Here is a 14,588-nt window from a genome sequence, read left to right on the forward strand (position 1 = left end):
ATGAGTCAGGACATTCGTATCGTCTTTATGGGCACGCCCGATTTCGCTGTGCCTTCGTTAAACATGCTGCTGGACAATGGCTATAATATAGTAGGTGTCATTACGCAGCCGGATAAGCCGCAGGGACGGAAAAAAATATTAACGCCTACACCAGTCAAGGAAGCGGCGGAGAAGCGCGGGTTGCCCGTGCTTCAACCAACCCGCTTACGCCAGCCGGATGCGGTGGCTCAGGTGGCGGAGCTGCGTCCGGATCTGATCGTGACAGCGGCTTATGGGCAGATTTTGCCTAAATCCGTATTGGACTTGCCCCGTTTCGGCTGTCTTAATGTACATGGTTCGCTGCTTCCCCGTTATCGGGGAGGGGCGCCAATCCAGCGTGCCATTATTAACGGCGAAACCGTTACGGGCGTGACACTGATGTATATGGCGGAAGGACTGGATACCGGCGATATGATATCCCGGGTAGAGGTTGCTATTGAACCGGAGGATACATCCGGTACGATTTTTGAGAAGCTGAGCATAGCTGGGTCGAAGCTTTTACAGGATGAGCTGCCCAAGCTGCTGGCAGGGCAATCGGGTCGTACGCCGCAAAACGATGCTGAGGCAACCTATGCTCCGAACCTGAACCGCGACGATGAGCGTATTCCGTGGAATGACAGTGCGCAACAAATATACAACCGGATTCGCGGGCTGGTTCCGTTTTCAGGTGCATTTACGCTGTGGGAAGAAAATGTTTTTAAAATATGGGCGGCTGAGCAGCCTTCCATCCATATTGAAGCGGCTGGTGCAAATGCTCCAGCACCCGGGACAGTTCTGCAATTGACTGCACATGGTATTGAGGTGCAGACGGGCAAGGGCACGCTCTGGCTGACACAGGTGCAGCCGGCAGGCAAGAAGGTTATGGAAGCCGGGAACTTTGCTCGTGGCGGTCAGATGAAGCTGGGCACGGTGCTCGGGTGAGCGGCGGTCACTCCCGTCAGGGAGGCCATGGCAGGGACGCTGGTGCAAGAGCAGGCAAGACCCGTAACCAGACGGCTAGGGAAGTTGCGTTGGACGTGCTGACGGGAGTTGAGCAGGAGGGTGCATATAGCAACCTTGAGCTGAACCGTCGGCTTCAACAGGCGGGCTTGTCCGCGAGTGACGCTGGCTTGGCCACGGAACTTGTATATGGTACGGTTGCACGCCGGAATACGCTGGATTATTTTCTCAACAAGTTTGTTCAGAAAGGAACGGCCAAGCTCCAGGCTTGGGTACGTTCGTTGCTGCGAATGAGTGTGTATCAGATCGTATATCTGGATCGGATTCCGGATCATGCAGTCGTTAGTGAAGCAGTGACCATTGCCAAGCGTCGCGGACACCAGGGGATTTCAGGGATGGTCAACGGCGTGTTGCGCAGCATGCTGCGTGAGCCAGACAAGCTGCGCATTCCGGACGGGCTGTCAGCCGAGGAACGGATTGCATTGGAGCATTCCCATCCGCAGTGGCTGGTCAAGCGCTGGATTAAGCAATACGGTGTGGATATTGCGGAAGCCATCTGCTGCGCTAATAATGAGCCACCTGCGGTCAGCGTGCGGGTGAATACGACAATGACCAGTCGTGATCAACTCTTGAACGAGATGCTTGCGAAAGGGATGGATGCTGTTCCATCGGGGGTTAGCCCTTACGGAATTGTCGTTCGCAGCGGCGGAAATATGGCGCTCACTTCTTGGTATACAGACGGTTTGCTGTCCGTGCAGGACGAAAGCTCCATGCTCGTCGCCGAGGCGGTTGCGCCTGAGCCGGATATGCTGGTACTGGATTGCTGCGCTGCTCCAGGCGGCAAAACAGCTCATATGGCTGAGTTAATGAAGGATCAGGGCCGGATTATCGCCAACGATCTGCATGCTCACAAACATCGGCTAATCCAGGAACAGGCAGATCGGCTAGGGCTGGATGCCGTGGAAACGGTCACCGGGGACGCACTTGAGCTGAAAAATCGTTATGCTCCGGCATCATTTGACCGCGTCTTGCTGGACGCGCCATGCTCCGGTTTTGGAGTGATCCGCCGCAAGCCTGACTTGCGCTGGAGTAAAACTATCCAGGATGTTCGTGACATCACGCAGCTCCAGCATGAACTGCTGGACAGCGTAGCCGGGCTTTTGAAGCCGGGCGGTATTCTGGTGTACAGTACATGCACGATTGAACCAGATGAAAATGAAGGGCAAATCACCCGTTTTTTAAGTGACCATCCCGAATATGAGCTGGCAGAGGGACATTTCTTATCAGACGTAGCTGATGGCATGGATCATGCACAGCGCGGCACGATACAGCTGTTGCCACAGCATTTTCACAGCGACGGATTTTATATCGCGCGTTTACGCCGGATGAAATAGTCGTAAGAATTCCGAAGGCAGTCAACCACCAACATTTCCACATTCCGCCGGGCATCATCCGGCGGTTTTTGCATTGGGAGGAAAAATTTTTACCCCCTCAGGGATTTGTGCTAAAATAGGAAGAATGAAAAACACTGTCTGTGAGAATGAAACAGAACTTAATGAAGAAGGAACGGGTGCAAACATTGATGAAACCTTTTATATATGATTTAACTCTGGAGGAGTTGCAGGACTGGGCCAAGCGTAATGGCGAGCCTGCTTTTCGCGGAGGACAAATTTTTGATTGGCTGTATGTGAAGCGGGTCAATGATTTCAGTGAGATGACGAATTTGTCCAAGTCGCTGAGAGAGAAGCTTGAGGACCAGTTCAGCTTTGTGACGCTTCATGAAATTACAAAGCTGGAGTCGAAGGACGGTACGGTAAAATTCCTGTTTGGTCTGCATGATGATCATGCTATCGAGACAGTTATTATGAGACACAATTACGGAAACAGTATTTGTGTAACGACTCAAGTGGGCTGCCGGATCGGCTGTACATTTTGCGCTTCGACGCTTGGCGGACTCAAACGTAACCTGACCGCCGGCGAAATTACCGCGCAGGTCGTTCAGGCACAGAAAATTTTGGATAAGACGAATGAACGTGTGAGCAGCATCGTCATTATGGGTTCGGGTGAGCCTTTTGAAAACTATGAAGCGACCATGACATTTTTGCGTACGATGATTCATGAAAAGGGTCTGAATATTGGTCAGCGTCACATCACGGTGTCGACCAGCGGTATCGTGCCGAATATTTACAAATTTGCGGACGAGGATACCCAGATTAATCTGGCAATATCCATTCATGCGCCTAATGATGCGCTTCGTTCCAAGCTGATGCCTGTAAATCGGCGTTATCCTTTTCAGGATGTTATGGAATCGCTTCGTTACTATCTTGCTAAAACAGCCCGGAGAATTTCGTTTGAATATGCCTTGATTGGTGGAGTGAATGATCAGGCGGAACATGCTGAAGAACTGGCGGACGTGCTGAAGGACATGCTGTGCCACGTCAACCTGATTCCAGTTAACCATGTGCCTGAGCGCAAGTATGTGCGCACATCGCGCAGCGATATTTTTAATTTCCAGCGCATTCTTGCCGAGAAAGGCGTCAATGTGACGATCCGGCGCGAGCAGGGTCATGATATCGCCGCTGCGTGCGGCCAGTTGCGTGCAAAGCATATGGAGTTGGGGTGAGACCATTTGATCAAAACAGTTCATGTCAGCCACGTCGGACGTGTACGTTCGGTGAATGAGGATTCTGCCTGGATCAGGCACTTGGAGCAGGGATACATTCTTGGAATTGTTGCCGATGGCATGGGGGGGCATTTGGCCGGTGATACGGCCAGCCGCCTTGCGGTTGAGACACTTGCCGCTGATTTGGTGACGCTGGAGAGCGGGTTATCCGCGCATTCTTTGACAGCGGCGCTTAGCGACGCTATTTTGCATGCTAATGAAGTCATCTTCCAGACGGCTGCCCACGATGACAAGTATCATAATATGGGAACAACGGTTGTAGCCGTTTTGCTTAACGATGCCTCCGGGATTATCGGACATATCGGGGACAGCCGTGCCTATGTGATTTCTAAAGGGGCGGTACGTCAGATTACGGAAGATCACACGCTGGTCAATGAGTTATTCAAAAATGGCCAGATCAGCAAGGAAGAGCGGGAGAACCACCCTCGACGCAATGTGTTAACACGGGCGCTGGGTACTGATTCCGAGGTGCAGGTGGATATGGACTCCATTTCCCTGGAAAAAGGCGATGTACTGTTACTGTGCAGCGACGGGCTAAGCAATCTGGTGACAGAGGAGCAAATTAGTAAAGTAGTAGGTGCCGCCGAGAATCCTCTGGAGGAACGAGCAGATCGTCTGCTGCATCTGGCACTGCTTGCCGGAGGCGACGATAACATCACGGTAGCTTTGTTTGAATTGCCCGATGACACAGTTTCGTTGAGTGAAAAGGGGTGTGACGCATGATCGGGCACCTGCTTGGGGGAAGATACGAAATTATTGAGCGTATCGGCGGCGGCGGTATGGCGCTGGTGTACAGGGCTCAAGACATTTTGCTGAATCGTAATGTGGCGGTCAAGGTGCTGCGTCAGCAATTTGTTCATGATGATGAATTTATTCGCCGGTTTCGGCGTGAGGCGCAGTCTGCGGCCTCGCTTTCCCATCCGAATGTGGTCAGTATTTATGATGTCGGCCAAGAGGATGAAATCCATTATATTGTAATGGAGTGCGTGGAGGGCAAAAATCTGAACGAAATCATTAAGGAACGTGCTCCGCTGCAAGTGGATGAAGCGGTACGAATCGCTTCTCAAATTTGTGATGCGCTGGAACATGCTCACCAAAATCAAATTATTCACCGGGACATTAAACCGCATAACATATTGATCGGGCGCAACGGACGGGTTAAGGTAACCGATTTTGGGATTGCTAGAGCTGTCACGTCAACGACGATTACCCAGACAGGCTCTGTCGTGGGCTCCGTCCATTACTTTTCACCTGAGCATGCGAAGGGAATCGTCACCGGCGAGAAATCGGACTTATATTCTCTTGGGATTGTTTTATACCAAATGCTGACGGCGCAACTCCCTTTTCTGGGGGAAAGCCCGATCAGTGTAGCACTTAAGCATTTGCAAGAGGAGTTTGAGGAACCACGCAAAATTAATCCGCTGATTCCGCAAAGTGTGGAAAACGTCATTTTAAAATCCATGCGCAAAAATCCGGAGGAACGTTATCAATCAGCGGATGAAATGTTAAAAGATTTGGAGACATGCCTGTTGCCAGGACGACGTAATGAATCCAAACTGGAATTTACACATTTGGACGATGAGGATCAAACACGGGTTATTCCGGCTATTAAGCCTCAGCAAATGGGAATGTCCTCCAATGGAGACGACGTGCCTGCACAATCTGGAAATTCTGAAAAGCCTCAGAGCAAGCAGACGGCTAAAAAAAGTAAAAAAAAGCCGATCTTATGGATAACGCTGGTGCTTGTGTTACTTCTTTGCATGGGGGGCGTAGTGTACTATGTGCAAAATTTGCTCGTCGTCCCTGACGTTGAAGTGCCGAATGTGTTGACCAAAACCGAGGATCAGGCCAAAGTGCTGATCAGTAAGTCCGGGTTGGTTATTAGGGATCCGATTAAGCGTGAGTATAAGGATGGGGTTGCGCCTGGAATTGTTTTCTATCAGAGCTATCCAGAGAATTCTGTGGTTAAGAAGGGAACAGAAATTGAGCTGAAAGTCGGGATTGCCAAGCCACTTACCCCGATGCCGGATGTTAAAGGGCAGAGCTATGATGATGCTGTCAAGCTGTTGACCTCCCAGCAAATTAAGGAGACACAGATTCAGCGGAATGAGCAGTTCAGTGACAAGGCGGAAGGAACCGTCCTTAGTCAGACCCCGGCGGCGAATGAGTCCTTTGATAAGGATACGGTACAGGTGGTGCTGACGGTCAGCAAGGGCGCTGCTACAGTGAAAATGCCAGATCTGGTCGGGCATACACAGAAGGAAGCAGAAAATGAGGTCAAAAAGGCGGGCTTGAAGGTTGGCTCGATTAAAGAGGAATTCAGCTATGAGCAGGAAAAAGGAAAAGTAACCAAGCAGTGGCCGTCAGAGGCTGGCAGTGATTTGCCTCCAAATACAGAAATTACGTTTTATGTAAGCACTGGTTATCCGCCAGAAGCGATTACGCTGCCATTTGATGTGCCAGTCGCGCCGAAGGAAGAGGGTAAAAACAGCAAGATTCGTATTACTTATACGGATGCACGCGGAGAAAATCAGGAATGGGGAAGCCGTACGATTAATACGACACAAGTGTTCACTATTAATCTGTTGCTAGCTCCGAACAAGGATAGTGTGGTCTCTGTATACAGAGATGGACAATTTGTCGATACGTATCCCGTTTCTTATATTGATGCAAAGAATGGCACGGTGACGATGCCTCAAATCGCTCCGCCTGCTGGTACTACACCGACAGATATGCCAGATGGTACTTCTTCACAGAATGGCAGTGGCGAACCAGGGAATAGCGGGGATACTTCAAATGATGGTAATACCGGGGGGGACCCAAGCAATCAGGATGGTACCAATAGTAACGGTGAACCGTCTGCTCTTGCCCCCGAAACGGGTTCTACGGGCCTAGCGCGTGGTGAGTTTGCTGCTAAACACACAAACCATCCAGGTAAGGGAAAGGGCCTCCACAAAAAACAGGGTGAAGTCATTGAGGCTGTAAAGCATCGGTAATCTTGCCAGAGGTCAGTATTACCATACGTTATTCGTTTTCACCATCCCAATTTTGGAACTTAAACATATAAAGGAGGAAGGCTCACACATGCCTGAAGGTCTGATCGTCAAGGCGCTCAGCGGATATTATTATGTCTCCAGTCTGGATCAGAATGGGCGGCCGGTATCCGGCGAAGCTACGGTACAATGCAGAGCACGCGGAATTTTTAAGAAAAAAGAGATTACGCCGCTTGTCGGCGACCGGGTCGTTTACGAACTGACTGAAAACGGGGAAGGTATGGTTAATGAGATTCGGAAGCGCACGACGGAGCTCATTCGCCCGCCAGTGGCTAACACTACACTTGCCGTATTGTTGTTTTCCCTGCGTGAGCCGGATTTAAATCTGCCTCTGCTGGACAAATTTTTGGTGCATATTGAGCACGCCGGGCTGGATACGATTATCTGTCTGACAAAGCGCGATTTGTATGAGGGCAGTCCTTCAGAGGATGAGACGGTTTTGGCTGTTCAGGAAATGTACCGGAAGATTGGTTATGAGGTGCTGGTGACGAGTGCTCGTACCGGGGAAGGTACGGCTGAGCTTAAGAAGCTGCTGGCGGGTCAAATTAGCGTGTTTTCCGGACAGTCAGGTGTCGGGAAGTCTTCCATGCTTAATGCGCTGGAACCGGGCCTAACGCTGGAGACGAGTGCCATTAGCAATAAGCTGGGCCGAGGACGGCATACGACTCGTCATGTAGAATTAATTCCACTCGACAATGGCGGTTTTGTAGCAGATACACCGGGTTTCAGCCAGCTGGATTTTTTGGAGCTGGGGGTGGATGAGTTATCCCCATGTTTCCGTGAATTCCAATCGTACGCTGATGAGTGTAAATTTAGAGGTTGTACCCATATTCACGAACCTGACTGTAAAGTGAGAGAGGCCTTGTCAGAAGGACATATTTCGCAGGGCCGGTATGATAGTTACTTACAGTTTTATAAGGAGTTAAAAGAAAAAAAGCGGAGGTACTGAGCCTATGTTAAAAATAGCACCGTCGATTTTATCCGCTGATTTTGCCCGTTTGGGCAGTGAAGTTGCGGAAGCTGAATCAGGAGGAGCAGACTGGATTCATGTGGATGTTATGGATGGTCATTTTGTATCCAACATTACCTTAGGGCCTCCTATCGTTCAGGCTATTCGTCCACATACAAGTCTTCCTCTGGATGTTCATCTGATGATTGAGCATCCTGAACGTTACATCGGCGATTTTGTGAAGGCAGGAGCTAATATCGTCACCGTTCATGCCGAGGCTTGTGTTCATCTGCACGGGGTTATTCATTTGATCAAGCAGCAAGGTGCTCTTGCGGGTGTGGCCCTCAATCCGGGCACTTCGCCATATGCGATCAAGGAAGTGCTGCCAAATGTAGATATGATTCTGGTTATGACAGTTAACCCTGGGTTTGGAGGACAGTCTTTTATTCCGGAGACGCTGGATAAAATCAGACAGATTCGCACATGGTTGAATGAAATCGGCCGTCCAGATGTACATATCGAGGTAGACGGTGGCATTGCCGAGGAGACGGCACCAGCCGTATTTGAAGCAGGTGCTGACGTTCTGGTGGCAGGTAGTGCGGTATTCGGCAGAGCGGATCGTGGAGCGGCTATTGCTTCTATTCGGGACAGTGCAGCTCATTTATCCGAGTGAAGCTGACCGAAGCGCTGTGGATGACGGTGGCGAGTATGGCGACAGGTGTGATCCTAAGTTGCTTCTCACTGGTGAAGGCTCCCTGGAATGCCCTTCTTTCACTCGTTGCCGTTCTGATTGTGTTGTTTTATTTTCGTAAAAATGAACGGCGCGGTTTGCGTATCGGCTTTGTAATAAGCAGCGTGCTTTATTATATCCTATTTATTTTCATACTCTCAGCATATCTGTATGCCCGTGGGCTTGTCTAATGGTATAGCATGGGATGGATGTGCATAAATATGGTTACATGAGCGGGATTCTCATGTAGCCTTTTTTTTGTATGGCAACAACCCTTGATAGGTTGCATAAACTACAGAGAATGGATGCACGAGGATGATGGGGAGGGTGAAGCATGAAGTTTTATACAATCAAGCTACCAAGATTTCTGGGTGGATTCGTCAAAGCCATTCTGAATACATTCCAGAAAAGCTGAATTTCACGTAACGTACACACAGGATGCAAAATGAAGGCAAGGTACGCAGGGGCATGCTTCCCGGGCACAATAACAGACAGATAGCTCGGCATTAAACGGCAGGAACGCGCGGGAAGATGCCTGACATTTTGACATCATGGATCGAATGGACGTAACATTTTGAATAACCAAAAAAGCACCCGTTTAAAACGAGGTGCCTTTTGTTTATAACGTTATTTTTTTGCGACTACACGCGAGTCACTTTACCGGCTTTCAATGCACGAGTGCTGACATAAACGCGTTTCGGTTTACCGTTAACGAGAATACGAACTTTCTGTACGTTGACGCCCCAAGTACGGCGATTACGGTTGTTAGCGTGAGATACGTGGTTACCGGTGCCAGGCTTTTTGCCTGTTACAGAACATTTACGAGACATGATTCCACCTCCTATTCTGAAAATAACCAAGTTCCGTATGGAACGGGTCGCTCTTCAGGCCGACTGGGTCAGTCGGACTTTGTAAGTCACTAACCTGAACAAAACAATACTTATATATAATATCATAGTCAAAAAAGCTCCGTCAACCAATTCAAAAACTTTATTTATTTCTCTTACGCATTATAGTACAATATGGGATAGCTATTGCTGCGATTATTCTTGTAATAGTTGGAATGTGAAATCTTATTCCAGTCATGCCGGATAGATCAGAGGCGGAACCATATTTATCATTCCAGCCGATGTTTCAGTGTCGGGTGGTTGACTGGTTTTTCATATATATGACCTGTGGAAGGCTGATCAGGCCGTGAGTACGAAAAGCTTACGAAAGTGTGATATTCGTATTCGTCGTCTGGCTTTAGTATAATTCAATTAAACCTGTCCGCACAGATGAACATGATGGTGCGGAAGGCTGATGGCAAAACAACTGTATTAAGCTAGGAAGGGGAATTCTCTTGAGTAATCGTTCTTTGAATGGAACAGATTTTACCGCAATGGTTTTAGCCGGGGCGGAACAATTACAGCAGCATGCGGAACACGTCAATTCACTTAATGTATTTCCGGTGCCGGACGGTGACACAGGAACTAACATGAATTTGACGATGAGCGCGGGCGTAACAGAATTAATGAGGGGGGATTCTTCCTCCATCGGTGTCATGTCCGGCATATTATCCAAAGGTTTGCTGATGGGAGCCCGCGGCAATTCAGGGGTTATCCTGTCTCAGTTGTTTCGTGGCTTTAGCCGTTACGCTGCCCCATACGAGGAAATGAATACCCTTCAGTTCGCATCGGCATTGCAGAGCGGGGTGGATGCGGCCTACAAGGCGGTGGTTAAGCCGGTGGAGGGTACAATTCTTACCGTGGCGAAGGAAGCGGCCAAGCATGCTGTGTTTTTTTCACGCCGGACAAATGACATTACTGAACTGATGGAAGAAGTGCTTGCCAAAGCGAAGGAAACGCTTGCCATGACGCAGGACATGCTCCCGGTACTAAAGCAAGTAGGGGTTGTGGACTCGGGTGGACAAGGACTTGTGTATATTTATGAAGGGTTCATGCAGCATCTTGGAAGCGGTTTGGTGACAGCTCCAATTGTAAAAGGGGAGAATGTACGCACTGCTTATACTCCTCATATATCCGAGAGACCGACAGCGCATGCGGTTGCTCCTTCACCGGATGCACCGATTTCGGCGCAGGCGAAGCTTGAAACGGAAAATATTGAATTTTTATATGATATGGAATTTTTTATTAATCGACAATTGGGAGAAGCCCAAGGTACGGACTTTGATGAGGAAGCCTTCCGGAAAGCGTTATCTGTGGATGGAGACTCTATCATTGTTATTTCTGACGATGATGTTATTAAGGTTCATGTTCATTCCAAGGCTCCGGGCGAAGTGTTGAATCTGGCGCTTCGTTACGGGGAAATTACACAGATCCGTATTCTGAATATGCGCGAGCAGCATCGTGATTTGTTGTCTACGGGTATGGATGGCGCTCCTGAGCCTGAGTGGTTTGCCGAAATACCAGCAGAGCCTGCACGTGAGGAGGAGCCATCTGAGCCACCTGCTCATGAGCTGGCACACTATGGTTTCATAGCAGTGGCTTCGGGCGAAGGGATTGCTGATATTTTTAGAAGCTTGGGTGTGGATGTTGTCCTTTCCGGTGGCCAGACGATGAATCCGAGTACGGAAGACTTCGTTAATGCCGCTCGCTCGATTGCGGCTCAGCACATTTTTATCCTGCCGAATAATTCCAATATTATTCTGGCGGCAGAGCAGGCCCGTGAACTGCTGGAGATGGAGCGCCTAGTGTCGGTTATTCCCAGCAAAACGATTCCTCAGGGCATTGCTGCGGCATTCGCTTTTCAGGAGGAAGAAGCCTTCGAGGCAAATCAGGACAGCATGAGGGACGCAGTCAGCCGCGTGAAATCTGGGCAGGTAACCTATGCGGTACGGGATACTACGCTTGATGACCTGCACATTACGGCAGGCCATTATATCGGTATTCAGGATTCCAAAATTGTGGCTACCGAGGAACAGTTAATTGTAACATCTCGTCTTTTGCTGACCAAAATGCTGGTGAATGGCGATGAGATTGTTACGATTCTCACAGGTTCGGATGCAAAACAAGGAGATACAGAGCAGCTCGTCGCATGGCTTGAAGAAAATTACTCGGATGCAGAAGTGGAAGTTCATGAAGGCGGTCAGCCGATTTATCCTTACCTGTTCTCGGTGGAAACTTGATGGGCTGTAGAGCGTCATAGAAGTTCACCACAAAAGGAGGTCGGACCGATGAGCAACACCATCATTGTGACCGATAGCACGGCTGATATTCCACAGGAGCTGGTAGACCGTCTCGATATAGTCATTGTGCCGCTGACGGTGATGTTCGGCAGCACAACTTACCTTGATGGCATTGAGATGTCTGCTGCGCAGTTTTACAGCGAACTGGTACGGGCTGATGGGCTGCCTACGACGTCACAGCCTTCACCAGCCCGCTTTTTGGAGACATTTACGACGCTGTTGGAGCAACATCCCGACAGCCAGATCGTTTCCATCCATTTGTCTTCTGGCGTGAGTGGAACGTATCAGTCCGCTCTGCTGGGTAAATCCATGCTGGAGAAGCATGAAGACAGAATAACTGTGCTAGATTCCAAATTGGCCTCGTACGGATATGGTATGCTTGTGGTCTATGCGGCAGAGCTGGCGGCTTCCGGGCATTCCCCGGCTGATATCGTTCAAGCTTTAGAGCATCGTCAGGAACGTCTTTGCTTGTATTTTCTGGTGGATACGCTGGAATACTTGCAAAAAGGGGGGCGTATCGGCAAAGCAGCAGCCATGATTGGCACCCTGCTCAATATTAAGCCGATTCTCTCAATGGACAAAGAAGGCATTATTTATTCGGTTGATAAGGCGAGAGGACATAAAAAAGCGACAGCACGAATTATTGAACTGCTGGAGCGGGATTTAAAGGGCCAAAAAATTAATATCGCTGTGGGTCATACGGCAGATCGCTCGGTGGCAGAAGCGTTCGAGGCTCAGTTGGCAAAGCATTTTGAGCTGGGAGATCGAATATATACCGAACTTGGCGCTGTGATTGGGGCTCATGTAGGGCCAGGAACGATTGGCATTTTTGTATGGCCGGCCGGAGATGAGAGGTAATATGCTGCAATTGGATCAAATACCTTTAAAACAAATACACGGCGTGAGTGCTCTCAAAGAAGGAGAGCTTCACGCTTTTGGCATTTCTAATGTACAGGACATGCTGGAATATTATCCGTTCCGGTATGAGGATTACCGTTTGCGTTCGCTGAGTGAAGTAAAAGACGGAGATAAGATCACGGTGCAGGCTAAAATTATGGGCATTCCGGTGCTTCAGCGCTATGGTCGCAAATCCAGATTGACTTGTAAATTGATGGCTGAGGATTGGATGTTTACAGCGACATGGTTCAATCGTCATTTTTTGAAGGAGCAGCTAACGTCAGGCCGCGAAATTGTCGTGACCGGCAAATGGGACCTGAAGCGGATGCAGATGACCGTTTCGGATTCCGAGTTTCCCGATAAAGGAGTCACTCGTTCGGGAACGCTTCAGCCTGTGTACTCCGTAGGTGGCAAGATTACGCAGACCTGGATGCGCAAGATGATGAACCAGACACTCCAGCAGTTTGGTGAAATGATTCCCGAAATTTTGCCGGAGTCGATTGTGCGTAAATACAGTATGGTGCCGCGTAAGCAGGCTATTGCAGATATACACCAGCCTCAGGACAATCGAGAGGGACAAGAGGCCCGTCGCCGGATGGTGTATGAAGAGCTGTTTTTATTTCAGCTAAAAATGCAGGCATTCCGTGCGTTGAATCGCGGCCGGGCAGACGGAGTTGTACATACGGTGGATAATGCCACGGTTCGCGAATTTGTGAGGGCCTTGCCGTTTGAACTGACGGATGCTCAGAAGAAAGTCGAGCTTGAAATACTGCATGACCTGCGTTCGCCCTATTGTATGAACCGTCTGCTTCAAGGGGACGTTGGGTCAGGTAAAACCGTGGTTGCCGCCATCGGCTTGTTTGCTACGGTGCGTTCCGGTTTTCAAGGGGCGTTGATGGTACCAACAGAAATTTTGGCTGAGCAGCATATGCGGTCGCTTCACAAGTTATTTGAACCGTTTGGGATTAGCGTGGGATTGTTGACGGGCAGTACAACCGGGAAGAAGCGTAAGGAACTGCTGGCTTCGCTCCAGATGGGTCTGCTGGATATTGTGGTGGGCACGCATGCCCTTATTCAGGAAGATGTGTATTTCCGCCAGCTTGGGCTGGTCGTAACGGATGAGCAGCACAGGTTTGGTGTAAATCAGCGTAGTATATTGCGTCGCAAGGGCTATAATCCCGACGTTCTTACGATGACGGCAACGCCGATTCCGCGTACGCTGGCGATCACCGCTTTTGGCGATATGGATGTCTCTACGTTGTCAGAGCGGCCAAAGGGGCGTATTCCGATTTCTACGTATTGGGTAAAGCATGAGCTGATGGATCGTGTGCTCGGATTTATTTCCCGTGAGGTAGATCAGGGACGGCAGGCTTATCTGATCTGCCCATTGATTGAGGAGTCCGAGAAGCTGGATGTACAGAATGCCATTGATCTGCATATTCAAATGCAACAGGCTTTTCCACGTTACCGCGTCGGTTTGCTGCATGGGCGAATGACTCCTGCTGAAAAGGAAGAGGTTATGCGTTCTTTCTACGCCAACGAAGTCCAGTTACTCATTTCAACGACAGTTGTAGAGGTGGGCGTAGACGTGCCGAATGCGACGCTAATGATCATTATGGATGCCGACCGCTTTGGCTTGTCCCAGTTGCATCAGCTGCGTGGACGTGTCGGACGGGGTGCACATGCCTCGTACTGTGTGCTGGTCGCTGATCCCAAGTCTGAGGTGGGTCAGGAGCGGATGAAGGTTATGACCGATACGGACGATGGTTTTGAGGTGGCTAGACGTGACTTGGATTTGAGAGGGCCGGGTGACTTTTTCGGTACCAAGCAAAGTGGGCTGCCCGTGTTTCGGTTAGCAGATATGGTAGCGGATTTTGAGGTACTGGAAAAGGCACGTGAGGATGCGACTGGTTTGATCGCGGATTCGTCCTTTTGGACATCTCCGCAGTATGAAGCATTACGTGGCTATTTGCAAAAAGAGCAGATTTTCCAGGGAGATCTTATCGATTGATGCACCTTGAATTATAAGGTTTTTTTTGTAGTTTTAAACAGATAGGCACAATGGACAGGCTGACCGTCATATATTTGGGAATGACCGAATGATATGGGAG

At 49.5% G+C, this 14,588-nt stretch carries 14 protein-coding genes; 13 read left to right on the top strand and 1 reads right to left on the bottom strand.

Annotated features, from left to right (window positions below; genetic code table 11):
* From fmt to spoVM, 10 genes are all read left to right on the top strand, one after another.
* Positions 1-960, top strand: coding sequence for a methionyl-tRNA formyltransferase (fmt, locus tag ACIFQM_RS11915; protein WP_430042157.1), 960 nt, complete (start codon positions 1-3; stop codon positions 958-960).
* Positions 957-2,372, top strand: coding sequence for a 16S rRNA (cytosine(967)-C(5))-methyltransferase RsmB (gene rsmB / locus ACIFQM_RS11920; RefSeq protein WP_430042159.1), 1,416 nt, complete (start codon positions 957-959; stop codon positions 2,370-2,372). Before fmt ends, rsmB begins: the two co-directional genes overlap by 4 nt.
* 73 nt (positions 2,373-2,445) lie before the next feature.
* Positions 2,446-2,580, top strand: coding sequence for a hypothetical protein (locus ACIFQM_RS11925; RefSeq protein ID WP_430042161.1), 135 nt, complete (start codon positions 2,446-2,448; stop codon positions 2,578-2,580).
* On the top strand, positions 2,561-3,601 hold the full coding sequence (gene rlmN / locus ACIFQM_RS11930) for a 23S rRNA (adenine(2503)-C(2))-methyltransferase RlmN (protein ID WP_430065615.1): 1,041 nt from the start codon (positions 2,561-2,563) through the stop codon (positions 3,599-3,601). The genes ACIFQM_RS11925 and rlmN overlap by 20 nt, the downstream gene beginning before the upstream one ends.
* A 6-nt stretch (positions 3,602-3,607) precedes the next feature.
* Complete coding sequence (locus tag ACIFQM_RS11935; protein WP_430042163.1) at positions 3,608-4,384, top strand: Stp1/IreP family PP2C-type Ser/Thr phosphatase; 777 nt, start codon at positions 3,608-3,610, stop codon at positions 4,382-4,384.
* Positions 4,381-6,657 (top strand): Stk1 family PASTA domain-containing Ser/Thr kinase, encoded by a 2,277-nt coding sequence (gene pknB, locus ACIFQM_RS11940; protein ID WP_430042165.1) that lies wholly within the window; start codon positions 4,381-4,383, stop codon positions 6,655-6,657. The genes ACIFQM_RS11935 and pknB overlap by 4 nt, the downstream gene beginning before the upstream one ends.
* An 88-nt stretch (positions 6,658-6,745) precedes the next feature.
* Entirely contained in the window at positions 6,746-7,663 is a 918-nt protein-coding gene (gene rsgA, locus ACIFQM_RS11945; RefSeq protein WP_430042167.1) for a ribosome small subunit-dependent GTPase A, read from the top strand.
* A 4-nt stretch (positions 7,664-7,667) separates the two neighbouring features.
* The gene (gene rpe / locus ACIFQM_RS11950; protein WP_430042169.1) at positions 7,668-8,336 is read left to right on the top strand and encodes a ribulose-phosphate 3-epimerase; all 669 of its coding nucleotides are present in this window, start codon (positions 7,668-7,670) and stop codon (positions 8,334-8,336) included.
* The gene (locus tag ACIFQM_RS11955; RefSeq protein WP_430042171.1) at positions 8,333-8,584 is read left to right on the top strand and encodes a hypothetical protein; all 252 of its coding nucleotides are present in this window, start codon (positions 8,333-8,335) and stop codon (positions 8,582-8,584) included. Before rpe ends, ACIFQM_RS11955 begins: the two co-directional genes overlap by 4 nt.
* 143 nt (positions 8,585-8,727) lie before the next feature.
* Positions 8,728-8,808 carry a stage V sporulation protein SpoVM gene (gene spoVM / locus ACIFQM_RS11960; RefSeq protein ID WP_014282289.1) on the top strand — a complete coding sequence of 27 codons (81 nt, stop codon included), beginning with the start codon at positions 8,728-8,730 and terminating at the stop codon, positions 8,806-8,808.
* A 226-nt stretch (positions 8,809-9,034) separates the two neighbouring features.
* On the opposite strand, the gene rpmB is transcribed toward spoVM, so the two are convergent.
* Positions 9,035-9,223, bottom strand: coding sequence for a 50S ribosomal protein L28 (gene rpmB / locus ACIFQM_RS11965; RefSeq protein WP_014282288.1), 189 nt, complete (start codon positions 9,221-9,223; stop codon positions 9,035-9,037).
* A gap of 512 nt (positions 9,224-9,735) precedes the next feature.
* Between rpmB and ACIFQM_RS11970 the strand changes: the two genes are divergently transcribed.
* Genes ACIFQM_RS11970 through recG form a run of 3 tightly spaced genes read left to right on the top strand, consistent with a single transcriptional unit; the run spans position 9,736 to position 14,488 of the window.
* On the top strand, positions 9,736-11,520 hold the full coding sequence (locus ACIFQM_RS11970; RefSeq protein ID WP_430042173.1) for a DAK2 domain-containing protein: 1,785 nt from the start codon (positions 9,736-9,738) through the stop codon (positions 11,518-11,520).
* A gap of 48 nt (positions 11,521-11,568) precedes the next feature.
* Positions 11,569-12,438 carry a DegV family protein gene (locus tag ACIFQM_RS11975; RefSeq protein ID WP_430042176.1) on the top strand — a complete coding sequence of 290 codons (870 nt, stop codon included), beginning with the start codon at positions 11,569-11,571 and terminating at the stop codon, positions 12,436-12,438.
* 1 nt (position 12,439) lies between these two features.
* Positions 12,440-14,488, top strand: coding sequence for an ATP-dependent DNA helicase RecG (recG, locus tag ACIFQM_RS11980; RefSeq protein ID WP_430042245.1), 2,049 nt, complete (start codon positions 12,440-12,442; stop codon positions 14,486-14,488).
* Positions 14,489-14,588 lie beyond the last annotated feature (100 nt).

The sequence above is a fragment of the Paenibacillus sp. NRS-1782 genome, from assembly GCF_050467685.1.
GTDB lineage: Bacteria > Bacillota > Bacilli > Paenibacillales > Paenibacillaceae > Paenibacillus > Paenibacillus terrae_A.